Source organism: Streptomyces sp. P9(2023) (assembly GCF_032436795.1).
Taxonomy (GTDB): Bacteria; Actinomycetota; Actinomycetes; order Streptomycetales; family Streptomycetaceae; genus Streptomyces.
Map to the genome: position 1 here is coordinate 1 of NZ_JAUPWM010000431.1, position 276 is coordinate 276.

A 276-nucleotide genomic window follows, 5' to 3' on the forward strand; every position below is an offset into this window, starting at 1 on the left:
GCCGTAACACCCATACATTCCAACGGATAAATCTCCACATCACGACACGTTCTAAAATGGCATTTAGTCTCAAATACTGGCTTACTATCTAACTGCGTACCACGTGCGATGGTTTGTTTCTCACTAATACTCTGTGGAGTAAAAGAAACAATGCTCATGCTTGGCACTGGACGCAAATAATTGGGCCATAGCATATTAATAATTGAGTGGGTTAGCTCTGGAAACTCATCTTCTACTTTTTCACGCAGACGAGCAGTCAGGAAGGCAAACCCTTCT

General features: G+C 42.8%; 1 protein-coding gene. It reads right to left on the reverse strand.

What is annotated here, in order from left to right:
* Nucleotides 1-276 (reverse strand): type VI secretion system baseplate subunit TssF (locus Q5762_RS38230; RefSeq protein WP_315896918.1); only part of this gene is annotated, 276 nt, incomplete at both ends.